This window comes from Bacillus paramobilis (assembly GCF_038096195.1).
Classification (GTDB): domain Bacteria; phylum Bacillota; class Bacilli; order Bacillales; family Bacillaceae_G; genus Bacillus_A; species Bacillus_A mobilis.
Window position 1 is genome coordinate 878,361 of sequence record NZ_CP151108.1, and the last position, 24,403, is coordinate 902,763.

The 24,403-nt window shown below is 36.4% G+C and carries 25 protein-coding genes and 3 other annotated features (1 of these 28 running past the window's edge); of the genes, 19 read left to right on the top strand and 6 right to left on the bottom strand.

The features are described from left to right. Positions 1-25 precede the first annotated feature (25 nt). From polA to AABL52_RS04675, 16 genes are all read left to right on the top strand, one after another. Positions 26-2,659, top strand: coding sequence for a DNA polymerase I (gene polA / locus AABL52_RS04600; RefSeq protein ID WP_341518978.1), 2,634 nt, complete (start codon positions 26-28; stop codon positions 2,657-2,659). Positions 2,660-2,671: 12 nt separating this feature from the next. Continuing rightward, the gene (gene mutM / locus AABL52_RS04605; RefSeq protein ID WP_001114500.1) at positions 2,672-3,502 is read left to right on the top strand and encodes a DNA-formamidopyrimidine glycosylase; all 831 of its coding nucleotides are present in this window, start codon (positions 2,672-2,674) and stop codon (positions 3,500-3,502) included. 72 nt (positions 3,503-3,574) lie between these two features. Continuing rightward, complete coding sequence (gene ytaF / locus AABL52_RS04610; RefSeq protein WP_341518979.1) at positions 3,575-4,207, top strand: sporulation membrane protein YtaF; 633 nt, start codon at positions 3,575-3,577, stop codon at positions 4,205-4,207. A gap of 53 nt (positions 4,208-4,260) precedes the next feature. Then, a complete protein-coding gene (gene coaE, locus AABL52_RS04615) occupies positions 4,261-4,863 on the top strand; it encodes a dephospho-CoA kinase (RefSeq protein ID WP_341518980.1) in 603 nt (200 codons plus the stop codon). Positions 4,864-4,972: 109 nt separating this feature from the next. Then, positions 4,973-6,001, top strand: a complete 1,029-nt coding sequence (locus AABL52_RS04620; protein ID WP_061677050.1) for a glyceraldehyde-3-phosphate dehydrogenase — start codon at positions 4,973-4,975, stop codon at positions 5,999-6,001. A 388-nt stretch (positions 6,002-6,389) separates the two neighbouring features. Further along, positions 6,390-6,773, top strand: coding sequence for an adenosylmethionine decarboxylase (gene speD, locus AABL52_RS04625; RefSeq protein WP_002003660.1), 384 nt, complete (start codon positions 6,390-6,392; stop codon positions 6,771-6,773). Between the two features lie 285 nt (positions 6,774-7,058). Further along, positions 7,059-7,520, top strand: coding sequence for a transcriptional regulator NrdR (gene nrdR, locus AABL52_RS04630; protein WP_001203687.1), 462 nt, complete (start codon positions 7,059-7,061; stop codon positions 7,518-7,520). A 152-nt stretch (positions 7,521-7,672) separates the two neighbouring features. Beyond that, on the top strand, positions 7,673-9,079 hold the full coding sequence (locus AABL52_RS04635) for a replication initiation and membrane attachment family protein (RefSeq protein WP_097818348.1): 1,407 nt from the start codon (positions 7,673-7,675) through the stop codon (positions 9,077-9,079). Between the two features lie 33 nt (positions 9,080-9,112). Next, positions 9,113-10,051 carry a primosomal protein DnaI gene (gene dnaI / locus AABL52_RS04640; protein WP_341518981.1) on the top strand — a complete coding sequence of 313 codons (939 nt, stop codon included), beginning with the start codon at positions 9,113-9,115 and terminating at the stop codon, positions 10,049-10,051. A gap of 277 nt (positions 10,052-10,328) precedes the next feature. Then, positions 10,329-11,210 carry a putative sporulation protein YtxC gene (gene ytxC / locus AABL52_RS04645; RefSeq protein WP_000569620.1) on the top strand — a complete coding sequence of 294 codons (882 nt, stop codon included), beginning with the start codon at positions 10,329-10,331 and terminating at the stop codon, positions 11,208-11,210. Between the two features lie 31 nt (positions 11,211-11,241). Next, positions 11,242-11,470 (top strand) — a binding site (T-box leader). Between the two features lie 47 nt (positions 11,471-11,517). After that, the gene (gene thrS, locus AABL52_RS04650) at positions 11,518-13,455 is read left to right on the top strand and encodes a threonine--tRNA ligase (RefSeq protein ID WP_000786073.1); all 1,938 of its coding nucleotides are present in this window, start codon (positions 11,518-11,520) and stop codon (positions 13,453-13,455) included. A gap of 210 nt (positions 13,456-13,665) precedes the next feature. Then, positions 13,666-13,786, top strand: a sequence feature (ribosomal protein L20 leader region). A gap of 62 nt (positions 13,787-13,848) precedes the next feature. Next, positions 13,849-14,352 (top strand): translation initiation factor IF-3, encoded by a 504-nt coding sequence (gene infC / locus AABL52_RS04655; protein WP_000973214.1) that lies wholly within the window; start codon positions 13,849-13,851, stop codon positions 14,350-14,352. 21 nt (positions 14,353-14,373) lie between these two features. Further along, positions 14,374-14,574 carry a 50S ribosomal protein L35 gene (gene rpmI, locus AABL52_RS04660; protein WP_001125946.1) on the top strand — a complete coding sequence of 67 codons (201 nt, stop codon included), beginning with the start codon at positions 14,374-14,376 and terminating at the stop codon, positions 14,572-14,574. A gap of 37 nt (positions 14,575-14,611) precedes the next feature. Continuing rightward, positions 14,612-14,968, top strand: a complete 357-nt coding sequence (gene rplT / locus AABL52_RS04665; RefSeq protein WP_001138364.1) for a 50S ribosomal protein L20 — start codon at positions 14,612-14,614, stop codon at positions 14,966-14,968. Positions 14,969-15,438: 470 nt separating this feature from the next. After that, positions 15,439-15,930, top strand: coding sequence for a dUTP diphosphatase (locus AABL52_RS04670; RefSeq protein ID WP_000365056.1), 492 nt, complete (start codon positions 15,439-15,441; stop codon positions 15,928-15,930). Between the two features lie 69 nt (positions 15,931-15,999). Next, positions 16,000-17,085 carry a M42 family metallopeptidase gene (locus AABL52_RS04675; protein WP_000163547.1) on the top strand — a complete coding sequence of 362 codons (1,086 nt, stop codon included), beginning with the start codon at positions 16,000-16,002 and terminating at the stop codon, positions 17,083-17,085. 40 nt (positions 17,086-17,125) lie between these two features. On the opposite strand, the gene AABL52_RS04680 is transcribed toward AABL52_RS04675, so the two are convergent. After that, entirely contained in the window at positions 17,126-17,743 is a 618-nt protein-coding gene (locus AABL52_RS04680; RefSeq protein WP_000023671.1) for a TetR/AcrR family transcriptional regulator, read from the bottom strand. A gap of 297 nt (positions 17,744-18,040) precedes the next feature. Here AABL52_RS04680 and AABL52_RS04685 point away from each other — a divergent pair, with 297 nt between their 5' ends. Then, positions 18,041-18,694, top strand: coding sequence for an HlyD family secretion protein (locus AABL52_RS04685; protein ID WP_001071407.1), 654 nt, complete (start codon positions 18,041-18,043; stop codon positions 18,692-18,694). Between the two features lie 12 nt (positions 18,695-18,706). Further along, positions 18,707-20,506: a DHA2 family efflux MFS transporter permease subunit gene (locus AABL52_RS04690; RefSeq protein WP_000094776.1), complete on the top strand. Its 1,800-nt coding sequence runs from the start codon at positions 18,707-18,709 to the stop codon at positions 20,504-20,506. A gap of 23 nt (positions 20,507-20,529) precedes the next feature. On the opposite strand, the gene AABL52_RS04695 is transcribed toward AABL52_RS04690, so the two are convergent. The 5 genes from AABL52_RS04695 to sspI all read right to left on the bottom strand — a co-directional run bounded on the left by AABL52_RS04695 (position 20,530) and on the right by sspI (position 23,383). Then, a complete protein-coding gene (locus AABL52_RS04695) occupies positions 20,530-20,886 on the bottom strand; it encodes a hypothetical protein (protein ID WP_000467060.1) in 357 nt (118 codons plus the stop codon). A gap of 37 nt (positions 20,887-20,923) precedes the next feature. Continuing rightward, a complete protein-coding gene (locus tag AABL52_RS04700; protein WP_341518982.1) occupies positions 20,924-21,295 on the bottom strand; it encodes a DNA-binding protein in 372 nt (123 codons plus the stop codon). Positions 21,296-21,436: 141 nt separating this feature from the next. Next, a complete protein-coding gene (locus AABL52_RS04705) occupies positions 21,437-22,150 on the bottom strand; it encodes a CPBP family intramembrane glutamic endopeptidase (protein ID WP_341518983.1) in 714 nt (237 codons plus the stop codon). A 289-nt stretch (positions 22,151-22,439) separates the two neighbouring features. Beyond that, the gene (locus tag AABL52_RS04710; protein WP_341518984.1) at positions 22,440-22,997 is read right to left on the bottom strand and encodes an HD domain-containing protein; all 558 of its coding nucleotides are present in this window, start codon (positions 22,995-22,997) and stop codon (positions 22,440-22,442) included. 176 nt (positions 22,998-23,173) lie between these two features. Next, on the bottom strand, positions 23,174-23,383 hold the full coding sequence (gene sspI / locus AABL52_RS04715) for a small acid-soluble spore protein SspI (RefSeq protein WP_000009509.1): 210 nt from the start codon (positions 23,381-23,383) through the stop codon (positions 23,174-23,176). Between the two features lie 82 nt (positions 23,384-23,465). Between sspI and AABL52_RS04720 the strand changes: the two genes are divergently transcribed. Then, positions 23,466-24,263, top strand: coding sequence for a TrmH family RNA methyltransferase (locus AABL52_RS04720; RefSeq protein WP_341518985.1), 798 nt, complete (start codon positions 23,466-23,468; stop codon positions 24,261-24,263). Positions 24,264-24,311: 48 nt separating this feature from the next. Continuing rightward, positions 24,312-24,403, top strand: a binding site (T-box leader) (it continues 137 nt past the right edge of the window).

Sequence of the window (24,403 nt, forward strand, 5' to 3'; positions counted from 1 at the left end):
AAATTTGTATGGGGAGGTTTCTGTTTTGGAAAAAAAGGTCGTATTAGTAGATGGTAATAATATCGCGTATCGTGCTTTCTTTGCACTACCGCTTTTAAATAACGACAAAGGTATACATACGAACGCAATTTACGGTTTTACAATGATGTTAATGAGAATATTAGAGGAAGAAAAACCGACGCATATGTTAGTAGCGTTTGATGCGGGTAAAACAACGTTCCGTCATAAAACGTATAGTGATTATAAAGGAGGACGTCAAAAGACTCCACCTGAATTGTCAGAGCAATTCCCGTTTATTCGTGAGATGCTTGATGCATTCAACGTACCGCGTTATGAATTAGAAAATTATGAAGCGGATGACATTATGGGAACGCTAGCGAAAGAAGCAAGTGAGCAAGGAGCAAATGTAAAAGTTATTTCAGGAGATAAAGATTTACTTCAGCTTGTTTCTGATAACACGCTTGTATGCATTCCTCGAAAAGGGATTACGGAAGTAGATGAATATACGAAAGAAGCTTTATTTGAGAAATACAGCTTATCACCGAAGCAAATTATCGATATGAAAGGTTTAATGGGAGACCAATCAGATAATATTCCAGGGGTACCAGGAGTTGGTGAAAAAACTGCGATTAAATTGTTAACACAGTTTGGAACGGTTGAAGAAGTGTATGAAAATATAGAGCAAGTAAGCGGAAAGAAATTAAAAGAAAAACTGGAAGCAAATAAAGACCAAGCTCTTATGAGTAAAGATCTTGCAACTATTATTACAGATGCGCCGATTACAGTACATGTGGATGATATGGAGTATAAAGGGTATGAAGCAAGTGATGTTATTCCAATGTTCGAGAATTTAGGATTTACATCTCTTTTAAATAAATTAGGTGTTACGCCAGAAGAAACGGCTCCAGCTGAATTAGATGATATTACATTTGATATTGTGGAAGAAGTTACAGAAGAAATGCTTCAGCAAGATAGTGCGCTTATTGTTGAAGTACAAGAAGATAACTATCATAAAGCGGACATTCAAGGTTTTGGTATTCAAAATGAAAATGGCTGTTACTTTATTCAGACAGACATTGCTCTTAAGTCAGATGCTTTTAAAGAGTGGCTTGCAGATGGAGAAATGAGAAAGCATACATTTGATGCGAAGCGTGCGATCGTTGCACTTAAATGGAACGGGATAGATATGCAAGGGATTGACTTTGATCTATTAATTGCTGCTTATTTACTTGACCCGGCTGATACGGATAAAGATTTCCGTACTGTAGCGAAAATGAAAGAAACGCATGCCGTGAAATCCGATGAAGAAGTTTACGGAAAAGGTGCAAAGCGTGCTGTTCCAGAGCTAGAAGTAGTAGCGGAGCATGTAGCTCGTAAAGTGCACGTATTATATGATGTAAAGCAAACATTCGTAGAAGAGTTACAAAAGAATGAGCAATATGAACTGTTTACAGAGTTAGAATTACCACTTGCGCGTGTATTAGCTGATATGGAAGTAAAAGGTGTAAAAGTTGATACGGAGCGTCTTCGTAATATGGGAGAAGAACTTGCAGGTAGATTAAAGGAAATGGAACAGGAAATTTATAAGCTTGCGGGAACAGAATTTAATATTAATTCGCCGAAGCAGCTTGGTGTTATTCTGTTTGAGAACTTAAACTTACCAGTTATTAAAAAGACGAAAACAGGTTATTCTACGTCAGCTGATGTACTAGAAAAGCTTATGGATCGCCATGAAATCATTCCAAACATTTTACATTATCGTCAATTAGGGAAACTAAATTCAACTTATATTGAAGGTTTATTAAAAGTTGTACATGTAGATTCATCTAAAATCCATACTCGTTTTAATCAAGTATTAACGCAAACAGGTCGATTAAGTTCAACGGATCCGAACTTGCAAAATATCCCGATTCGATTAGAAGAAGGAAGAAAGATTCGTCAGGCATTCGTTCCATCACAAGAAGGATGGATTATGTATGCGGCAGATTATTCACAAATTGAACTTCGTGTATTAGCTCATATTGCAAATGATAAAGGGCTAGTTGATGCGTTCCAACGTGACATGGATATTCATACGAAAACAGCTATGGATGTATTTGGCGTTGAAAAAGATGAAGTAACTTCAAATATGAGACGACAAGCGAAAGCTGTTAACTTCGGAATTGTATATGGTATTAGTGATTATGGTCTTTCACAAAACTTAGGAATTACAAGAAAAGCAGCAGCGGAATTTATTGAAAAGTATTTAGAAAGCTTCCCTGGTGTACAAGAATACATGGACGACATCGTAAAAGATGCGAAACAAAAAGGATATGTGGCTACATTATTAAAGCGCCGCCGTTATATTCCAGAAATTACGAGTCGTAATTTCAATTTACGTAGTTTTGCTGAGCGTACAGCTATGAATACACCAATTCAAGGTACTGCAGCAGATATTATTAAAAAAGCGATGATTATTATGGCAGATCGTTTAGAAGAAGAAGGATTACAAGCTCGTCTTCTTCTGCAAGTACACGATGAATTGATATTTGAAGCACCACAAGAAGAAATTGAAAAATTAGAGAAGCTTGTACCAGAAGTAATGGAGCATGCAATTGAACTCGCAGTTCCGCTGAAAGTTGATTATTCTTACGGTCCAACTTGGTACGATGCAAAATAAGGAAGTGATGAGATGCCTGAATTACCAGAGGTTGAAAACGTCAGACGGACACTTGAAAATCTTGTAACAGGAAAAACGATTGAAGATGTCATTGTTACTTATCCGAAAATAGTAAAACGACCGGATGATGTAGAAATTTTTAAAGAAATGTTAAGAGGCGAGAAGATTGAAAATATAAAGCGAAGAGGGAAATTTTTGCTTTTATATGTAACGAATTATGTTATTGTTTCACATTTGCGTATGGAAGGTAAGTTTTTACTGCATCAAGAAGACGAGCCAATTGATAAGCATACGCATGTCCGTTTCTTATTTACAGATGGAACTGAATTACATTATAAAGATGTGAGAAAGTTTGGTACGATGCATCTCTTTAAGAAAGGTGAAGAATTGAATCAAATGCCTCTTGCTGACTTAGGTCCGGAGCCGTTTGATGCTGAATTGACACCGCAGTATTTACAAGAAAGATTGCAAAAGACCAATCGTAAAATAAAAGTCGTATTATTAGACCAGCGACTTTTAGTAGGGCTTGGAAATATATATGTAGATGAAGTTTTATTCCGTTCTCAAATTCATCCGGAACGAGAATCGTCGTCTTTAACAGCAGAAGAAGTTGAACGAATTTACGAGGCGACTGTTACAACATTAGGTGAAGCAGTGAAGCGTGGCGGAAGTACAATTCGAACGTATATCAACTCGCAAGGGCAAATTGGTTCGTTCCAAGAACTTCTAAATGTATATGGAAAAAAGGGAGAACCGTGTGTAACTTGCGGTACGATATTAGAAAAAACAGTTGTTGGCGGAAGAGGAACGCATTACTGCCCAATTTGTCAGCCGAGAATATAGAAAAGAGATAACATCGGATAGGCATTTGTCATATACATACAGCAGGGCTATGTATAAGGGAGGAGCTTACCGATGTACCTTTATTTATCTCTTATTTTATTAGCTTTTACATTAAGCTTAGATAGCTGTAGTGTAGGGCTAACATATGGTTTAAGAAGTGTAAGAATTCCACTAAGATCAATTATAATTATCGGAATGTGTTCAGCGGCTGTTATGCTTGTTTCAATGGGAATTGGACATATGATAGCGAAAGTATTTTCACCTGTTATCGCAACGCGTATCGGTGGGCTTGTTCTTATTGGAATTGGAATTTGGGTGTTATACCAATTTTTTCGAAGTGAGAAAAAAGAAGAAACGAAGCAAGAGGAGAAGGTTTGGAAATTAGAAATTTCTTCACTCGGGCTAGTGATTCAAATTTTACGGAAACCGACTGTTGCAGATTTTGATAAATCAGGCACCATTTCTGCAGGAGAAGCGTTACTTCTTGGTATCGCTCTTTCTATAGATTCGTTCGGTGCTGGAATTGGTGCATCTTTATTAGGGTATGCACCTGCTATGATGGCGATATTAGTTGCAGTGATGAGTTCTTTGTTTTTATTTATTGGAATGAAACTTGGAACGGTTTTATCAAATATGAAATGGTTACAAAAATTTACATTCCTGCCTGGGGTATTACTCATTATTATTGGAATTTGGAAAATGTAAGTATGGGCGTGGAACATTAGTTTCGCGCCTTTTATATTGTGAGGAGGATTATGATGACAGTAGTAATTGGATTAACGGGAGGCATTGCAAGCGGGAAAAGTACGGTATCAGAAATGTTCCGTGAACTGAGTATACCAGTTATTGATGCGGATATTATTGCGAGAGAAGTTGTAGAGCGAGGAAAACCAGCATATAACAAAATAGTAGAAGTGTTTGGAACGGAAGTATTAAAAGAAGATGGAGAATTGGATCGGCCGAAATTAGGAAGTGTCGTTTTCTATAATGAAGAAAAACGACTGCAGTTAAATAAAATTGTTCATCCTGCGGTGCGTGAGGAAATGAATACGCAAAAGGAAATGTACATAAAAGAAGGTATGCAAGCGGTTGTGCTAGATATTCCTCTTCTGTTTGAAGGGAAATTAACAAGTCTCGTTGATCGTGTTTTAGTTGTAGCAGTTAAGCGACATACGCAATTAGAACGTTTAATGAAACGAAATAATTTTTCAGAAGAAGAAGCAACGGCGCGTATTCAATCTCAAATGCCGTTAGAAGAAAAAGTGAAGAATGCAGATGAAGTGATAAATAATGATGGCACAATTATGGGAACGAAAACACAATTACAGGTGATTTTAAAGAATTGGAACATTATTGACTAAAAAATTGTGAAATTAATGAAAATGCTTAGTGACATATCCCCTTTTTGTGTTATACTATTATTGGGATTGGAGATAAATAGTATAACGCATTCAAGGGGGATAACATATTATGACTCGTGTGGCAATTAATGGATTTGGACGTATTGGGAGAATGGTATTTCGTCAGGCAATAAAAGAAAGCGCATTCGAAATTGTAGCAATCAATGCAAGCTATCCATCTGAAACGTTAGCACATTTAATTAAATATGATACAGTTCACGGCAAGTTTGACGGAACAGTAGAAGCATTCGAAGATCACTTATTAGTTGATGGGAAAATGATTCGCCTTTTAAACAACCGCGATCCAAAGGAATTGCCTTGGACAGATCTAGGTGTTGAAGTTGTAATTGAAGCAACTGGTAAATTTAATTCAAAAGAAAAAGCAATTCTTCATGTTGAAGCTGGAGCGAAAAAAGTGATTTTAACAGCGCCTGGTAAAAATGAAGATGTAACAATTGTAGTTGGTGTGAACGAAGACCAATTAGATATTACAAAACATACTGTTATTTCAAATGCATCTTGTACAACAAACTGTTTAGCGCCTGTTGTTAAGGTGTTAGATGAGCAGTTTGGAATTGAAAACGGTTTAATGACAACTGTTCATGCTTATACAAATGACCAAAAAAATATTGATAACCCACATAAAGATTTAAGAAGAGCGCGTGCTTGCGGACAATCGATTATTCCGACAACGACAGGTGCTGCGAAAGCGCTTGCAAAAGTTCTTCCGCACTTAAACGGAAAACTTCATGGTATGGCACTTCGTGTACCAACGCCAAACGTGTCTCTTGTTGACTTAGTAGTAGATGTAAAACGTGATGTGACAGTTGAAGCTATTAATGAAGCATTCAAAACTGTTGCAAACGGTGCATTAAAAGGTATTGTAGAATTCAGCGAAGAGCCTTTAGTATCTATTGACTTTAATACAAATACACACTCAGCTATTATTGATGGTTTATCTACAATGGTAATGGGTGATCGTAAAGTAAAAGTACTTGCTTGGTATGATAACGAGTGGGGCTACTCTCGTCGTGTTGTGGATCTTGTAACGTTAGTGGTTGACGAATTAGCGAAACAAGAAAATGTGCAACATATTTAAGTGGATAAGGGAGAGGGCGATTGAATATTTGCCCTCTTTTTTTTATTTTTTTCTGAAAAGGAAAAAAATTATATAAGTATATTTTTAAAAGTGGACATACCACGAAACGTTGTGATTACTGTATTTGTGAATCATTTATTTTTTTTAGGGAAAAGTAAAGAGGAAAATATGACAGAAAATCGAAAAAACTGTTGTTGCAAAATGAAAATAAACAAAGTATACTAACACTCGTAAACTTAAGAGCTGAGGTACGTAGTCACTACTTAAAGGGTTAGGACCTCTCTGGACTAACTTTCCCCCGTGGTAGTGGAGCAAGCCAAATTGCAAATTAGTTTTCAATTCGAACAGTTAGAATAAATTTACAAGGGGGAACTGTAGAATGGATACTATGGATACGATGGGTCGTCACGTGATCGCTGAACTTTGGGATTGCGATTTCGACAAGCTTAATGACATGCCGTATATTGAACAATTATTTGTGGATGCAGCACTGAGAGCTGGTGCTGAAGTACGTGAGGTGGCTTTCCATAAATTTGCACCACAAGGTGTAAGTGGAGTAGTCATTATCTCGGAATCACATTTAACAATTCATAGCTTTCCGGAGCACGGTTACGCAAGTATCGATGTTTATACTTGTGGGGATCGTATTGATCCAAATGTTGCTGCAGAATATATTGCAGAAGGTTTAAACGCGAAAACGCGTGAGAGCATCGAGCTTCCTCGAGGCACTGGTAGCTTCGAAATTAAGCAGAGAGAAACAAAAGCTCTTTAAAAAAGAACATAATTGATTTAAAATGTAAAGAGGTGTATAATGCACCTCTTTTTTAGTTTATAAAAAAGGGAAAATATAACGTACTCGTTAGTTAGATAAATTGAGCTCTTATGAATAAGTTAACGCCCCATCTATCATCATAGTTTTGAAAACGAGATGATAAAATAATGTGCGTAAACTTAAAGTGGTAAGAGAGTTAGAATGAGTTATATAATATTATATATATATTGTCAGATGAAGTAAGTAGAGGAAAAATAAAGAGTATAGTGTAAAGGAGTGAATATATTGCGTTGTCCATCCTGTTCTCATAATGGTACAAGAGTGTTAGATTCGCGTCCGGTAGACGAGGGGCGCTCTATTCGAAGAAGGAGAGAGTGTGAAAGTTGTTTAAGTCGCTTTACAACATTTGAAAGAGTAGAAGAATCACCTCTTATTGTTGTAAAAAAAGAAGGCACACGTGAAGAGTTTAATAAAGAAAAGATTTTACGCGGCTTAATTAAAGCATGCGAAAAAAGACCAGTATCTTTAAGGCAATTAGAAGAAGTAACTCAAAGTGTGGAACGTGAACTTCGTAATTTAGGTATATCAGAAGTGAAAAGTGATATGATTGGTGAAATTGTTATGGAAGAACTGCGTGATATTGATGATGTTGCTTACGTGCGTTTTGCTTCTGTATATCGCCAATTTAAAGATTTAAATGTATTTATTGAAGAATTAAAAGATATACTGCAAAAAGAAAGAGAGTAGAAGTTGTATTTTATTCTCTTTACATACCGTAAGGAATGAGATAAGAGAGCTAGAAGCGAAAGCTAATAGCTCTTTTTCGCTAAGAAATTATATAATGAAGATAGAACGAATGAAGTAGAGGATAGATTGGATGAGAGAAAGGAAAAGCAAGAATGGAAAAACAGTCATGGATGGAGCTATTGCCAATTGATCGTTATAAAGTAAGTGCGAAAGGGTTACTGCATAATTACGACCGAAAAGTGTTAACGATGTTGTATCAGCCGTTAGTAGGTAGTAGAGCTTTTAGCTTGTACATGACGCTATGGGGAGAGTTAGAGCAAGATCGTGTGTTTGGAAAAGAGAATACACATCATTCCCTTATGGTGACCATGCAAATGCAGCTTCCCGAAATATATGAGGAACGAGTAAAATTAGAGGCAATTGGGCTTTTGAAGGTATATATTAAGAAAGAAAAAGATATTCGAATGTTTATATACGAATTGCAACCGCCTTTATCTCCGAAACAATTTTTTGATGATATTGTGTTAAGTATCTTTTTATACAATCGATTGAGTCGGACAAAATATAATCAAGTAAAGCAATATTTCTTAGAAGAAGAATTTGATTTTGCTTCTTATGAAAATGTTACGCGTTCTTTCAATGATGTGTTTGGTTCGTTTAATCCAGGACAGCTTGAGCATGCGCAAGAAGATCTTCGTATTCCAAAAACGACAGCTATGCCAAGTAACGAGAAGGGAGACGCTCCAAAGGTTTGGAATGATTTCTTTGATTTCTCCTTATTTGTAGATGGCTTGTCCGCTCTTGTCCCTAAAAAGGCGATTACAGATCAAGTGCGAGAATGTGTCATTACACTTGCTTACGTGTACGATGTAGATGTGTTATCGATGCAAAATATCGTTCTTGGTACGGTGACAGAGATGCAGACAATTGATATCGAAAGGCTTAGAAAAGGAGCACGTGATTGGTATCAGTTCGAAAACGGTCAAGCGTTACCTGTATTAAGTGAAAGAGTACAACCGCACGCTGCACGTATGATGGAAGGGAAAGAGCCTTCTACGCAAGAAGAGATGTTAATAAAACAGTTAGAGGAAATCTCACCAAAACAACTATTGAAAGAAATCTCTGGTGGTGCAGAGGCGACAAAGGCTGACTTGCAGATCGTTGAAGATGTAATGATCAATCAAAAATTAACGCCAGGTGTTGTGAATGTACTTATTTATTACGTTATGCTACGCTCAGATATGAAGCTTGCAAAAACGTATGTGGAGAAAATTGCTGGGCATTGGGCACGTAAAAAGGTCGGTACAGTAGCTGAAGCAATGGCGTTAGCGAAAGAAGAGAATCGTCAATATCAAGAATGGGCTGAGACGAAGAAAAAAGGCCGTACGTCGAAGAAAACGATAAGAAAAGAAATGGTACCAGATTGGCTGAAAGAAGAGCCGAAAGAACAAGAGAAAGAAACAGTGAAGAAAGATGTAAGTAAGAAAAAAGATGCAAGTACGTTAGATGATGAACGAAAACGACTAGAAGAAGTGTTAAAAAAATATAAGCGTGATTAATAGAAGAGAATGAACGCTCTTTGAGGTGAGAAAATGGAGCATATTCAAAATTCATTTGCAAAGTTAATGGAAAATAAAAATTTTAAAAATAGATATGAAGTATTAAAGGCGGAAGTAATGGCACATCCGCGTGTGAAAGAATTTATAGACGAACATCAAGGTGAAGTAACAACTTCTATGATTGAGCGCAGCCTTGTGAAGTTATACGAATATATCGGACAAAGTGTAGGTTGCGCAGATTGTCCGGATTTAGGTTCGTGTAAAAACATGCTGCAAGGATATGAGCCAAAGCTCGTTATTCAGGGGAAGATGATTGATATTCAATACGATCGTTGCGTGAGAAAAGTAGCATATGACGAGAGAAAGAAATATGAAAAACTCGTTCAAAGTGTATATATGCCAACTGACATTTTACAGGCAACGATGGAGAACTTAGATCCTTCAGAGTTAGATGCGCGTATTGATGCAATTGGTGCAGCTAATGAATTTTTAAGTACATATGAACCTGGTAAAAAAGTACAAGGTTTATATTTGTACGGTAAATTTGGTGTAGGGAAAACGTATTTGTTAGGAGCAATGGCAAATGAGCTTGCTCAAAAGAAAATCAGTTCGATGCTCGTATACTTCCCTGAATTTCTACGTGAAATTAAAAGTTCGATTCAAGATAATTCGATTGGGGAAAAGATTGATGCGGTGAAGCGCGTACAAGTTTTAATGCTAGATGATATCGGAGCAGAAGCGATGTCAAGCTTTGTACGTGACGATGTGCTTGGTGCAATTTTGCAATTCCGTATGTTAGAAAACTTACCGACGTTCTTTACGTCTAACTTTGATTTTAAGGAGTTGGAGCATCATTTAACGTATACACAGCGTGGTGAAGCAGAACAAATGAAAGCAGCACGTATTATGGAACGAATTAAATATTTAGCGAAGCCAATTCCAATTGGCGGGAAAAACCGACGTCATAAGTAAAGAGTAAGCTGAAAAGCTTGCTCTTTTTTCGTTTTGAACACTTTTTAGACTAGGTGAATTGTAAAACGAAAAGTTCTTATGGAAAATTCATTGTAGCTTGTATCATTTTTTTCTCCCTCCCTTAATATATATAAAATTAGCAAGCCATATCGAGTGAATCTTCTAACGATAGGAAATGTAATTCTACTAAGAGTGAACTTCACGCGGGACGGACTCTTATAGGATTTGTAACGTATAGATACAATCCTTTAGAGCAGGGATAAAAGGGGGGACAAAAGTGATTGAAATTTGCTTCGAAGAAAAAAATGATGCTATGCATGTATATAGACAACTACTGAAAAGGGCGGAACTGTTATATAAGGAAACGAGTGTGTATTTACAGGAACAAAAAGTGGTGATTCACATACCAGTATGTGAATCGAATTATATTGAAAAGATTTTATTGCCAGTCATGGTATATTTCATTGTGAATGTAAAGCAAAATGAGTGGATGTATACGATCTTAAAAGAAAAGTTTTTTTATGAAGAAGAGGAAGAGTGTCATCAAATATTGCATATGGCACAAGAGATTTTAAAAGGAAGAAGAAAAGGGATTGCTCATGAATTAACACGTCATACATTTGAATCGTATATTAAATCTTCTTTAAATAACTGGCTTTGTGATCCGCTTTCGTTCTCGTTTTCATCATATGTTCGTTTTCGCCTTCGTACATATAGGGAAATGGTAGCTAAGCTTGCTGAAGTGTCGATTGATGAGTATAAGTTGGAACAAGAATATCAAATGTTTATTGAGACGCTAAGGCAACAAGTGCGTAGCCGAAAATCGCGGTTGTCCTGTGTGCATCTTATTTTTGATGAAAGTTTTATTTTCTATGATGATAAAGGTAGACGTTTAAAACAGGAGAAATTGGTCCAATATATAGATGAGGAATTATTGAAGCAAAAGGATGTATATATTGATACGAAAGTAATTGCACCACTTCTCTCTATTTCGCCGAAAAAAATTTATTTATATACGAAAGAACAAGACCATAATATGATTATTACTTTGCGAAATGTATTTCAAGAACGGGTCCAATTACATGGATTACATGAGTTTGAGCGCAATGTGAAAAATTTAAAAAATAAAGGTAACGCCCTTGATTTTCTAAGTTTTTGAGCATATAATTACCTACATAAATGAAATATATTGAAATGTCATGATGAGGACATGAGTAGTTTTCTACGATTTTCAGAGAGGGAAGCCTTAGGGTGTGAGCTTCCTAGTACGGGATTATTACTTACCACCTCTAAACTTTAGCAGTGAACGGTTTTTCTAGTAATTGCTAACGGACAACACCGTTATGTTGAACTTGAGCAATTAACAATAAGGTTAATTGGAACAAGGGTGGAACCACGAATTCAACACTCGTCCCTTTTTACGGGATGAGTGTTTTTTATTTTGAAAAAAAGAGGAGTGACCAGTGATGGCAGATGTAGTTAAAATTACTTTCCCTGATGGAGCTGTGAAGGAGTTTCCAAAAGGCGTAACAACTGAAGAAATCGCAGCTTCTATTAGCCCAGGCTTAAAGAAAAAAGCTGTGGCTGGAAAATTAAACGATGAGATGATCGATCTTGTTACACCAATTGAAGAAGATGGTGCAGTTTCTATTATTACATTAGATTCTGAAGATGGCTTATACATTTTACGCCATTCAACAGCCCACCTTTTAGCGCAAGCGTTAAAACGTTTATATAAAGATGCTAAGCTTGAGCTTGGTATTGGTCCAGTAATCGAAAATGGCTTCTACTACGATATTGATATGGAAGAAGCAATTACAGTTGAAGACTTCAAGAAAATTGAAAAAGAAATGCAAAAAATCGTGAACGAGAACTTAGAAATCGTTCGTCATGAAGTACCACGTGCAGAAGCACTTCGTCGCTTTGAAGAAATCGGCGATGAGTTGAAATTAGATTTAATTAACGATCTTCCAGAAGATGCGGTTATTTCAATCTATGAGCAAGGCGAATTCTTCGACCTTTGCCGTGGTGTTCACCTTCCATCTACAGGGAAAATTAAAGTATTTAAATTATTAAGCGTTGCGGGTGCTTACTGGCGCGGCGATAGCAATAATAAAATGCTACAACGTATTTACGGTACTGCATTCGTTAAGAAAGCAGAATTAGATGAGCACTTACGTATGCTTGAAGAAGCGAAAGAGCGCGATCACCGTAAATTAGGTAAAGAATTAAAACTATTTACTAATAGCCAAAAAGTAGGACAAGGTTTACCACTTTGGTTACCAAAAGGTGCAACTATCCGCCGCATTATCGAGCGTTACATCGTTGATAAAGAAGCAAGCTTAGGCTATGATCACGTATACACTCCAGTACTAGGAAGCAGAGAGCTTTATGAAACTTCTGGTCACTGGAATCACTACCGTGATGGTATGTTCCCATCAATGGAAATGGATAATGAAGAGTTAGTTCTTCGTCCAATGAACTGCCCTCACCACATGATGGTTTATAAAAATGATATTCACAGTTACCGTGAACTACCAATCCGTATTGCGGAACTTGGAACAATGCACCGCTATGAAATGTCAGGTGCGTTATCTGGATTACAACGTGTACGTGGAATGACTTTAAACGATGCGCACATTTTCGTTCGCCCAGATCAAATTAAAGAAGAGTTAAAACGTGTTGTAAACTTAACTCTAGAAGTGTATAAAGATTTCGGTTTAGAGAACTATTCATTCCGCTTATCTTATCGTGATCCAGCTGATACTAAAAAGTACTATGCTGATGACGAGATGTGGGAAAAAGCACAAGGTATGTTAAAAGAAGCTATGGATGAAATGGGTCTTGATTACTATGAAGCTGAAGGTGAAGCGGCATTCTACGGTCCAAAACTTGACGTTCAAGTTCGTACTGCTCTTGGAAAAGACGAAACACTTTCAACTGTACAATTAGACTTCTTACTTCCAGAACGCTTTGAATTAGCTTACGTTGGTGAAGACGGTAAACAACATCGTCCAGTTGTAATTCACCGTGGTGTTGTATCAACTATGGAACGTTTCGTAGCCTTCTTAATTGAAGAATACAAAGGTGCATTCCCAACTTGGTTAGCTCCAGTTCAAGCACAAGTAATTCCAGTTTCTCCGCAAGTACATTTAGACTATGCGAAGAAAGTGCAAGATGAGCTACGCCGTGCTGGTATCCGTGTTGAATTAGATACTCGTGAAGAAAAAATTGGTTACAAAATCCGTGAAGCACAAATGCAAAAAATTCCGTACATGCTTGTAGTAGGTGACAATGAAGTAACTGAAAACGGCGTAAACGTACGTAAATACGGTGAACAAAAATCAGAAACAATCGCATTAGATGCTTTTGTTGATATGATTAAAGTAGAAGGAAAACGATAAGACAGAGCCGCGGTATACCGCGGCTTTCGTATGTATTATAAAAAAGAAAAACTAGAAAAAATAACCAAACAATACTTATCATAAAAAAGTATTGCAAGTATGTTAGTTGTTTGTTACAATATTTCTTGTTGTTAGTAAAACACATCGCGTCTTCTTGACAGACGTCATGTCCTATGATAAACTCATCAAGGATAATAGAATATTGTTTTGTGGAACAAGTAGAAGCACCCGCTTCTCACCTGATGGACGCATTCGCAGTTTACAGGTAAATGTATTTCTTACTTAAGAATTTACAAGTGTGGGTGTCGTATGCCCGCACTTTTTTTGTCGGGTTCTATGACTACAAAAGATGTTCTGAAAAAACCTTGGAGGTGGCTTACTATTAGCAAGGATATGATGATTAACGAGCAAATTCGTGCACGTGAAGTACGTTTAGTTGGTGCAAATGGCGATCAACTTGGAATCAAGTCTCGTAATGACGCTTTAGACTTAGCTGCAAATCTTAATCTTGATTTAGTATTAGTTGCTCCAAATGCGAAACCGCCAGTATGCCGCATTATGGACTACGGTAAATTCCGCTTTGAGCAACAGAAGAAAGAAAAAGAACAGCGCAAAAATCAAAAAGTAATTAGCATGAAAGAAGTTCGTTTAAGTCCAACAATTGATGAACACGACTTTAACACAAAACTTCGTAATGCTATCAAGTTTTTAGAGAAAGGCGACAAGGTTAAAGCGTCAATTCGCTTTAAAGGACGTGCCATTACTCATAAAGAAATCGGTCAACGTGTTTTAGATCGCTTCTCAGAAGCTTGTGCTGAAGTTAGTACAATTGAATCTAAGCCTAAAATGGAAGGACGTAGTATGTTCTTAGTTTTAGCACCGAAAAACGATAAGTAATAGATAGAGGAGGAAATACCTATGCCTAAACAAAAAACTCATCGCGGCTCTGCAAAGCGTTTCAAAAAGACTGGATCAGGTAAACTGAAACGTTCTCACGCTTACACAAGCCATTTATTCGCTAACAAATCTACAAAAGCTAAACGTAAACTACGTAAAGCTGGTGTAGTAAGCGCTGGTGACTTCAAACGCATTCGTCAAATGCTTGACAACTTAAAATAAGTTCGGCTGATATATAGAACAATTAGGAGGTAATATTATGCCAAGAGTAAAAGGTGGTACAGTTACTCGTCAACGTCGTAAAAAAGTTATAAAATTAGCAAAAGGTTACTACGGTTCTAAGAGTACATTATTCAAGGTTGCTAACCAACAGGTTATGAAATCTCTAATGTATGCATTCCGTGACCGTCGTCAAAAGAAACGTGACTTCCGTAAATTATGGATTACACGTATCAACGCAGCAGCTCGTATGAATGGTCTTTCTTACAGCCGCTTAATGCACGGTCTTAAAAATGCTGGCATCGAAGTTAACCGCAAGATGCTTGCTGACTTAGCTGTTCATGACGAAAAAGCTTTCGCTGAATTAGCAACAGTTGCAAAAAACAACATTAACTAATTAATTAGTTGAAACCTTAGAAGATTTTTCTTCTAAGGTTTTTTTATTTGTATGCAAAAGGAAGTATGTTGTTATGGATATGACAAAATCAATATAAAAGCTATAGCGATATAGAAGAATATATATATGAAGCCAGGAGAATTCTCCTGGCTTTTTTCAATTATCTCCCTTTGGAAAGAAGAGTATCTTTCCTACCTGAAACGACACTGCTATAATGGAAAGATGATATGGAACTTTCATCAGATAAAATAAAATTTTTATCAGTGGACAATCCCCGGATAATGATTAACTATCACCAATCGGAGTGAACAATCTAATAGTGATGATTGAAACGTATTTGTAAATTAAGGACAAGCTATTTTGTAAAGAGATAAATGGCTGACTTATTAATAAGAAACGAAAAATAATAATGAACTTTGAGATGAAACAACATTGTTGCGTAAAATGCGATGTTGGAGGAGGACAATAGAATGGACTTACTACAACTATTTAAATTACAAAAAGAATTAGATGACCGTATTGTGAAAGAGCATGATTTACAACCGAAAAAATTGTTAAAAGAAAAAATGTTAGCTCTTCTTGTAGAAATTGGAGAACTTGCAAATGAAACACGTTGTTTTAAATATTGGAGCAACAAACCAGCATCAGAACGTGAAGTAATATTAGAAGAATACGTAGATGGTTTGCATTTTATTTTATCAATCGGAATTGATTTAGGTATTGATAAAAACTTCCTATTCTATAAATGTGCACAAACGAATAAAACACAAGTAGAAATTTTCTTAGACACATATGCGAAGGTGATTCGCTTTACAGATCAACCATCTATTACGAACTATATTGAATTATTTACAAGCTACCTTCGACTTGGACAGGCGCTAGAGTTTGAACAAGAAGAGATTGAAAAGGCATATTTAGATAAAAACGAAGTAAATCATGAGCGTCAAACACAAGGATACTAATTTAATTTTTGAATATTTCAGTTTCCTTTTGTATAATGAAGTGACTGAAGAAAAAGGAGGGTGTTGGCAATGACAAAATTAGACGCGACATTGACAATGCTAAAAGAATTAACAGATGCACGTGGTATTGCGGGTAACGAGCGTGAACCACGTGAAGTAATGAAGAAATATATTGAGCCGTTTGCGGACGAACTTTCTACTGATAATTTAGGAAGTTTAGTTGCGAAAAAAGTAGGGGAAGAAAATGGCCCGAAAATTATGGTTGCAGGTCATTTAGATGAAGTTGGCTTTATGATTACGCAAATTGATGACAAAGGTTTCCTTCGTTTCCAAACAGTTGGTGGCTGGTGGTCACAAGTTATGCTTGCGCAGCGCGTGACAATTGTAACGCGTAAAGGAGATGTAACAGGTGTAATTGGTTCAAAACCACCGCACATCTTACCTCCAGAAGCGCGCAAAAAGCCAGTTGATATTAAAGACATGTTCATCGATATTGGTGCTTCTAGCCAAGAGGAGGCAATGGAGTGGGGCGTACGACCAGGAGATCAAGTTGTACCTTACTTTGAATTCCAAGTGATGAAGAATGAAAAAATGTTACTTGCAAAAGCATGGGATAACCGAATCGGTTGTGCAATTGCAATTGATGTATTAAAACAATTAAAAGATGAAAAGCATCCAAACGTTGTATATGGCGTAGGGACTGTACAAGAAGAAGTCGGTCTTCGTGGTGCGAAAACATCTGCAAACTATATTAAACCAGATATCGCGTTCGCAGTAGATGTTGGTATCGCTGGTGACACGCCTGGTGTAACGGCAAAAGAAGCGCAAAGTAAAATGGGTGATGGACCACAGATTATTTTATATGATGCGTCTGTTATTGGTCATACTGGTTTACGTGACTTTGTAGTTGATGTTGCTGACGAATTAGAAATTCCATATCAATATGATTCAGTAGCGGGCGGTGGAACGGATGCAGGTGCAATTCACATTGCTGTAAATGGTATTCCGTCTATGGCAATTACGATTGCAACGCGCTACATTCATTCTCATGCGGCAATGTTACACCGTGATGACTATGAAAATGCAGTGAAGTTAATTGTAGAAGTTATTAAACGTCTTGATAAAGAGGCTGTACATAACATTACATTTAATTAATAGAAAAAGCGAAGGAGTCTCTCCTTCGCTTTTTTATGTTTTAAAAAGGTCTCTCTAATCCAGCGGCAGTATGAGCTCCTAAAATAATTAAACGAGTTAATTGCATGGCCATAAAATGCGGAGTATATATCATCCCTCTTTTTAACCATGACATAATCATCCCGATATGAGCCCCTGTTACATAGCTAATTAAAATATCACGAGGAACCATAAGATCTTTATCATCTGGTTGTGAAATAGATAAGCTTAATGTTAAATGAGTTTGTATTGTTTTCATCATTTTATAAGAGTAGTTTCCAGCAGCTTTATCACCAAGCATAACGTTATAGAAGTTCGCATTTTCTGCAATATGTTCGAATAAGGCTAGAAAGGTTGGATTTGGTGAATCAAATGTAAGTTGAAACTCTTCTTTATTTCTATTTTTGGGTTTAATAACTTCTGTTAGCTTCTCTAACATTTCTTCAATGCTTTTGTCTAATAAGTCATATTTATCATGGTAATGACTATAAAACGTAGCACGATTTACAGGAGCGCGTTCTGCGATATGTTGAACAGTTACATTTTCAAAGCCCTTTTCGCCTACTAAAGCGACAAAAGCATCCTGTATGAGTTGTCTCGTCCGCTTTACACGTGGATCATTTGTATTTTTAATAGACATTGTTACTTCTCCTCGTTTAATTTTTTATACTTAAACAACACGATGGTATTATATTGTTGTTTAAGCGACATTTCATACGGAAATTGTCGGTTGTAGTTTCAAAATAATTATTTATAATTATAAACGATAGTCCTTCAGAAATCAGCACCGCTCGCAGGTAGACATATTCTCGTTTACGCTGTAAATGGTGTGATTTTTTTGTTTAAAGGTTAATATAATTAACAATTAAACAATCTAAACAATAAGGACGTAAATAGTTTAGAAAAAAATTATATGCGATATAAGGAGAGGAATGCAATGAATCAGTTTCGAAGAATGGTGATTATCAACATTATCACATTAATTGTACTAGTTGGCGGCGGTATTGGCGGTTATTATTATTACAATCAAGCGGAAAATTACTTGAAAACAGACAATGCAAAAATTGATGGAAAGGTAATTTCGATTGCATCACCAGTAGCAGGTAAATTAACTGACTGGAAAGCTGAAGTAGGTAAGAATTACAATGAGAACGATAAATTAGGTGCTGTGACTGTAGCGGCAGCAAATGGGGAACAAACAGTAGATGTAACAATTCCGCAAAATGCAACAGTTGTACAATCAAACGCGACGACAAATGCTTTCGTTGGAGCAGGTAGCCCAATTGCTTATGCATTTGATATGAACAACTTATGGGTAACAGCAAACATTGAAGAAACAGATGTTGACGATGTACAAAAAGGTCAAGACGTAGATGTGTATGTAGATGCATACCCAGATACAACGTTATCAGGAAAAGTAGAGCAAGTCGGATTAACAACAGCGAACACATTCTCTATGTTACCATCAAGCAACGCAACAGCGAACTATACGAAAGTAACACAAGTAGTACCAGTTAAAATTTCTTTAGATCATAGTAAATCAGTAAATATTGTTCCTGGAATGAATGTGTCAGTTCGTATTCATAAGTAAGGGGGAGATGAGATGTCCTCAATTGCAATTGTAGGATATGCACTATTTTGTATAATCGTCTTCTTCCTTGTAAATCGTCTTTTACGAAAGAAAAAAACGAACGTGGGAGAAGAACAAGTCCCAGCCGTAAATAAAATAGAAGTAAGTAAAGTAGAAACAGAAGAGAAAGAAATAGAACGAAAGCAAGAAAAGGAAATTTCTAATGTAGTTGAGTTAGAAACCGGAAAGCAAGAAGAAGTAAAACAAGAAAATGAAGTGCCGAAAAAACAAATGTCTACGCCTGTAGAGAATGTGAACGTAAAAGCAGTTGTAGCTGTATTAATTCTTGGCATGTTCGTTTCTATTTTAAACCAAACAATCATTAACGTTGCATTGCCTCCGTTAATGAATGAATTTAACGTATCAACTTCAACAGCACAATGGTTAATTACCGGTTTCATGCTTGTGAATGGTATTTTAGTACCGATTAGTGCCTTTTTGGTTTCACGATTTACGTACCGTAAATTATTTGTAGCGGCAATGTTATTCTTCACGGTAGGATCTATCATTTGTGCTACTTCAGGAAACTTTACGATGATGATGACAGGCCGCGTTATTCAAGCGGTTGGAGCAGGTATTTTAATGCCGGTTGGTATGAATATCTTCATGACGTTGTTCCCGCCTCATAAGCGCGGAGCGGCGATGGGATTACTAGGTGTAGCGATGATTTTAGCTCCAGCTATCGGACCAACTGTAACAGGTTGGGTAATTGAAAATTACAGCTGGAACTTAATGTTCTATGCGATGTTTATTATCGGTTTAATTATTACGTTCCTATCTTTAAAATTCTTTACACTAGCTCAGCCAGTATCTAAAACGAAATTAGATATATTTGGTGTTGTTAGTTCAAGTATTGGACTAGGAAGCTTATTGTACGGATTTAGTGAAGCTGGAAATAATAGTTGGACTAGTGCAGAAGTTATTATTTCACTTGTTATCGGTGTAATTGGGTTAGCATTATTTATTTGGAGAGAGTTAACAACGGACAATAAAATGCTTGATTTACAAGTGTTTAAATATCCAGTATTTACGTTTACTTTAGTAATTAATGCAATCGTTACGATGGCATTATTCGGAGGTATGTTATTGCTTCCGGTATATCTGCAAAACATTCGCGGTTTCACACCGATAGAATCAGGCTTATTATTACTTCCAGGATCATTAATTATGGGGATCATGGGACCTATTGCAGGTAAACTATTTGATAAATATGGTATTCGTCCGTTAGCGATTGTTGGATTAGCCATTACAACGTTTGCGACATATGAATTCACAACGTTATCGATGGATACACCATATAGCGTTATTATGACGGATTATATTATACGTTCAATTGGTATGTCATTCATTATGATGCCAATTATGACAGCTGGTATGAACGCACTGCCGATGAAATTAATTTCTCACGGTACAGCAACGCAAAATACATCAAGACAAGTAGCTGGTTCAATTGGAACAGCGATATTAATTACACTTATGACGCAACAAACGACTGCTCACGTAGCAGATTACGGCAACATGTTAACGACGTCAAACCCAATTTTAGTTGATAAAGTACATGGTATGGGCCAAAGTTTAGCAGCGATTGCCGGATCAGCTCAAGCAGGAGATGCGATGAGCACGCAACTATTATTCGGACAAATTTCAAAGCTATCTGCAATTAACGGTATTAACGATGCCTTCTTAATTGCAACGATACTCGCAGGTATTGCTTGGGTGTTATCGTTCTTCTTACCATCAGGCAATAAACCAAATAGAAAAGCAGGGAATTAATTTCCCTGCTTTTTTTTGCTTTTTTATGCAGTTAGATATAAAAGATGATAACCAGTTACGGAGCACAGCCCTGTTATGACTAAAATCGTCCCCATAGAACGAATACTCGATATTTGTCTTCCGCTTATAATAGCTAATAGTCCAGCTAAAGAGAAGAAGCACCAATATAAAGTTCCTGAAATTGGAACAATCCCCTCTAAATCTATTCCAGAACCTATACAAATGATAGGAACAACGATAAGTAATATGCTAATTAAACCTGCTATAAGAGTAAGTAATTTACGGTGTTTCATGCCAGCAATAATTAAAAAAATGCCGACGATGAGCTCGCATAACATCAAAGTAAGAGCTAAAATCATCCAAGTTAATATTCCGAACACTTTTGTATTACCTCCAATTTGTGAGTCTCAAAAAATGTTATAGATAGTATGAATCACCTACAGTCATGAGTAACCAGAAGATAACCCCTAACATACCAGCGATAAAAATAATGAATCCCATATTACGTATACTTTTAATTTTTGCTTGTAATCCACTTAAACCTGCCAATAATCCAGTTAAAGAAAACAGTATCCAATATAAAGTAGTTGAAATAGGGAGGATTGTATTGCTCTCCACTCCCATGCCCCAAAAAACAAAAGGTAGTGTGACAAAGGAAAAGCTAAGTAGCCCCATTAAACCGACAAATAATTTACGGTGCTTCACGCTAGTAACAATTAAAAAAATACCACCGAAAAATCCGCATAAAACAAGAAGTGGCATATAAACAACCCAAAGTAAGCTCAACATATGTAATCTCCTTCTATGTAATCAGTTATATTTTACTACATGAGGTTTATTTTAGGTATTATTAATAAATATGTATAAATTGATAGAAATGAGAAGTAACAATACGAATTAATAAAAGAGGTATCGCAATGATACCTCTTTTTAACTCAAGAATGCTAACGTATTATTCATAATATGGAATAAAATAGCTGGAATAATGGATTTTGTTTTTTTACATAAAATAGCCATTAATAATCCCATGAAGAAAGTAATTACCATTACTCCAAGTGAGTATGTATGAGCGATACCGAAGAAGAAACTTGTTATGATGGCTGCAATCCAAAATGGAAAGCGCTCTGAGAAGAAGCGAAGTATAAAGCCACGGAAAATAAGCTCTTCAAAAATTGGTGTAAGTATTGCGAAACCGATAAGTAATAATATTTGATACTGCTTAAAAACGTCTAAGTTTAATGCGGAAGATTGCTGTTTTGTTGCGTCTTGGAACACATAATTTAACAAGATGTAATTGAGTAAAATGTTTATAGCGAAGAAGAGAAGTAAGTATACGTATGTACGCCATTCTTTAAGTGCTTTAAAGTTAAATGATTGTAGTAGTAATTTTTTTGCGGGTTCGAATTTAAAAATGAAGAATAACAACACGGCTAGTTGTAATACGATACTTGTAGTATTTACGCTAGATTCATACAGGGCAATTTGTTTTTTATCTGTAAGACCTGCTGTATAAATTGTTAAGGGCATTGTGAGGAACACAGTAATAAGTCCGGTTCCGAAAAAAGCGAATAAAACGGAGCTAATAAATTGTCCCCATGACATAGAGTATTTCTGTTCATTAGAAAGTTGTGTAGCGGGTTGCATTTATAAAATCACCTCTTTATATTTGTATATTTAATTATAAAGTATTTTGTTTTTATATGTAACATTTAAATATTACATATAAAGTGAAACTTTAATCAGTGGGGAGGTTCATCCCACACTGATTATTAGTTGAACCAATCGGGCTTTTACGGGCAGTTGATTCCCCTACCTAATTTCTTTACTTCCGCTGAATTTTGAGGTGGGGGTCTTACTGCCCGTTAATGCGAGGTAAAGGTGTATTTTCCATAAAATAATAAAAGAGGTATCACCCTATAGTGATGCCTCTTTCTCATTGATAACTATGTTCTGCCTGGTTATTCGATTTTGATTGCTCTATTTGTAATTCACGCTCTACCAATCGATCTAACTGCTGAATTGCTTTTAGTGCTTTTTCATAAGAGATAGTTCGATAGTGGTGTGCGCCGCCTGGTTCTTCGTCTGCTTCATCTGCCCACTTAATAATGTTTTGTAGAGGTGTTCTTTCAATTGATTGTTCTACTAGGAAAGAATCAGTATGCAATAGAATTGCAACAGAAATTTCTTTGGCTTGCTTCGGATGTTCGCCTAATCGGATTAATAACTTATGAGCTCTTTCAGCGCCTTTAATTGCATGGATATCATTCTTTTTATATAAGTCATAGTCCCATTCGCCGCCTGTGTACCAAGTATGATGTCCGATATCATGAAGGAAACCAGCTTTTGTTGCAGCATCGACTGAGGCATGATGCTTTTTCGCTAAGTGAAACGCATGGTAAGCGACAGCAATCGCGTGGACCATTCCAGAACGGTTTACATATTTTTGTGTAATGTGGTGTTTAAAAACTTGTTCAAGCGTAATACGTTGCATAAAACATTCACTCCTTTTATCTAATGGTGTCTGTGAAGAAAATCGATCGGTTTAAATGTATTTTGAACATTGTACTCCATCCGGGTAGCGTTAGTAAAGTAGAAATGTTTAGGAGAAGAAAAAAAATTTCCGCAAAAAAATCACCTTAGCTTATGCGAAGGTGATTTTCAAATTGCTTATTTTTTTAATCCTTGCTCTAGCGTTTCTAACATTTCGTGCTTTTCATTTTCATCAGCGTTTTTCCAAATGACTTCGAATAAAACACCAAGACCTGGAAGCATTTTTTCTTCACCGCTTTGAATTGCATCGACAATTGTTTCTTGTAATTGGTCTTGTGAATTTCCAGATACATTTGCTAATACAGCACCACGTAAATTAAAACTCATTGCTTTCACCTCTTCTTCAGAATTGAAACTGACGTTAGTTTTTGTTCTTTTTTATGTAAATATGTATGAGAAATAGGCTATAATGATAAGACAAGAAGAGAGGGAAATACATATTATGAAAAACATTGATTCAGTACAAAATCCGCGTGTGAAGCAGTGGAAAAAGCTGCAGACGAAAAAAGAGCGCGATAAAAAAGGTTTATTTTTTGTAGAAGGATTCCACTTAGTCGAGGAAGCTTTAAAAGCAGGAGTTGTAACAGAACTTATCGTTTCTGATCAGACAGATCTTCCGAAAGATTGGACAGTTGATGATGTGGAAATGTATATCGTACCTGAAGCAATCGTAAAAATACTTCGTGAAACAGAAACGACGCAAGGTGTGTTTGCTGTTTGTGAGAAACACGAGAGTGAAGTAGCTCTTGCAGATGGTAAGTTTCTTTTATTAGATGGCCTTCAAGACCCAGGAAATTTAGGGACAATTATTCGTACAGCTGATGCAGCTGGTATTCATGCCGTTGTGCTTGGAGAAGGATGCGTTGATGCATATAATAGTAAAGTGCTTCGCTCTACACAAGGTTCTATTTTCCATTTATCAGTTGTAAAAGGTAACTTAGAAGAATGGGTAGACAAGTTAAAAGAAAACAACGTTCCTGTATATGGAACAGCTCTTGAAAATGGAGTTCCGTATGGTGAAGTAACACCAGCTGGTAGTTTTGCATTGATTGTAGGAAATGAAGGAAGCGGCGTAAGCCAAGAAATTCTTGCAAAAACGGATCAAAACTTGTATATTCCGATTTACGGCGGGGCAGAATCATTAAATGTTGCGGTTGCAGCAGGGATTTTAACGTATTATTTGCAAAGCCCAGTTGCGAACAAATAAAAAACTTCTTATAATAAGTTGAAGTATATTATATTAAAAGTTAAATAACGAAAAACGTTGATAGAGAAAAGTAACTTACAAAATCGCCATATAGGGAGAGAATGCCTTAGACTGAAAGCATTCTTATGGTAGACGGAAGT

Excerpts from the sequence above, each read along its gene's own strand:
- mutM (WP_001114500.1), top strand. The coding sequence starts at position 2,672 with ATGCCTGAATTACCAGAGGTTGAAAACGTCAGACGGACACTTGAAAAT.
- ytaF (WP_341518979.1), top strand. The coding sequence starts at position 3,575 with ATGTACCTTTATTTATCTCTTATTTTATTAGCTTTTACATTAAGCTTA.
- coaE (WP_341518980.1), top strand. The coding sequence starts at position 4,261 with ATGACAGTAGTAATTGGATTAACGGGAGGCATTGCAAGCGGGAAAAGT.
- AABL52_RS04620 (WP_061677050.1), top strand. The coding sequence starts at position 4,973 with ATGACTCGTGTGGCAATTAATGGATTTGGACGTATTGGGAGAATGGTA.
- speD (WP_002003660.1), top strand. The coding sequence starts at position 6,390 with ATGGATACGATGGGTCGTCACGTGATCGCTGAACTTTGGGATTGCGAT.
- AABL52_RS04635 (WP_097818348.1), top strand. The coding sequence starts at position 7,673 with ATGGAAAAACAGTCATGGATGGAGCTATTGCCAATTGATCGTTATAAA.
- dnaI (WP_341518981.1), top strand. The coding sequence starts at position 9,113 with ATGGAGCATATTCAAAATTCATTTGCAAAGTTAATGGAAAATAAAAAT.
- thrS (WP_000786073.1), top strand. The coding sequence starts at position 11,518 with ATGGCAGATGTAGTTAAAATTACTTTCCCTGATGGAGCTGTGAAGGAG.
- infC (WP_000973214.1), top strand. The coding sequence starts at position 13,849 with ATGATGATTAACGAGCAAATTCGTGCACGTGAAGTACGTTTAGTTGGT.
- rpmI (WP_001125946.1), top strand. The coding sequence starts at position 14,374 with ATGCCTAAACAAAAAACTCATCGCGGCTCTGCAAAGCGTTTCAAAAAG.
- rplT (WP_001138364.1), top strand. The coding sequence starts at position 14,612 with ATGCCAAGAGTAAAAGGTGGTACAGTTACTCGTCAACGTCGTAAAAAA.
- AABL52_RS04670 (WP_000365056.1), top strand. The coding sequence starts at position 15,439 with ATGGACTTACTACAACTATTTAAATTACAAAAAGAATTAGATGACCGT.
- AABL52_RS04675 (WP_000163547.1), top strand. The coding sequence starts at position 16,000 with ATGACAAAATTAGACGCGACATTGACAATGCTAAAAGAATTAACAGAT.
- AABL52_RS04680 (WP_000023671.1), bottom strand. The coding sequence starts at position 17,743 with ATGTCTATTAAAAATACAAATGATCCACGTGTAAAGCGGACGAGACAA.
- AABL52_RS04685 (WP_001071407.1), top strand. The coding sequence starts at position 18,041 with ATGAATCAGTTTCGAAGAATGGTGATTATCAACATTATCACATTAATT.
- AABL52_RS04690 (WP_000094776.1), top strand. The coding sequence starts at position 18,707 with ATGTCCTCAATTGCAATTGTAGGATATGCACTATTTTGTATAATCGTC.
- AABL52_RS04700 (WP_341518982.1), bottom strand. The coding sequence starts at position 21,295 with ATGTTGAGCTTACTTTGGGTTGTTTATATGCCACTTCTTGTTTTATGC.
- AABL52_RS04705 (WP_341518983.1), bottom strand. The coding sequence starts at position 22,150 with ATGCAACCCGCTACACAACTTTCTAATGAACAGAAATACTCTATGTCA.
- AABL52_RS04710 (WP_341518984.1), bottom strand. The coding sequence starts at position 22,997 with ATGCAACGTATTACGCTTGAACAAGTTTTTAAACACCACATTACACAA.
- sspI (WP_000009509.1), bottom strand. The coding sequence starts at position 23,383 with ATGAGTTTTAATTTACGTGGTGCTGTATTAGCAAATGTATCTGGAAAT.
- AABL52_RS04720 (WP_341518985.1), top strand. The coding sequence starts at position 23,466 with ATGATAAGACAAGAAGAGAGGGAAATACATATTATGAAAAACATTGAT.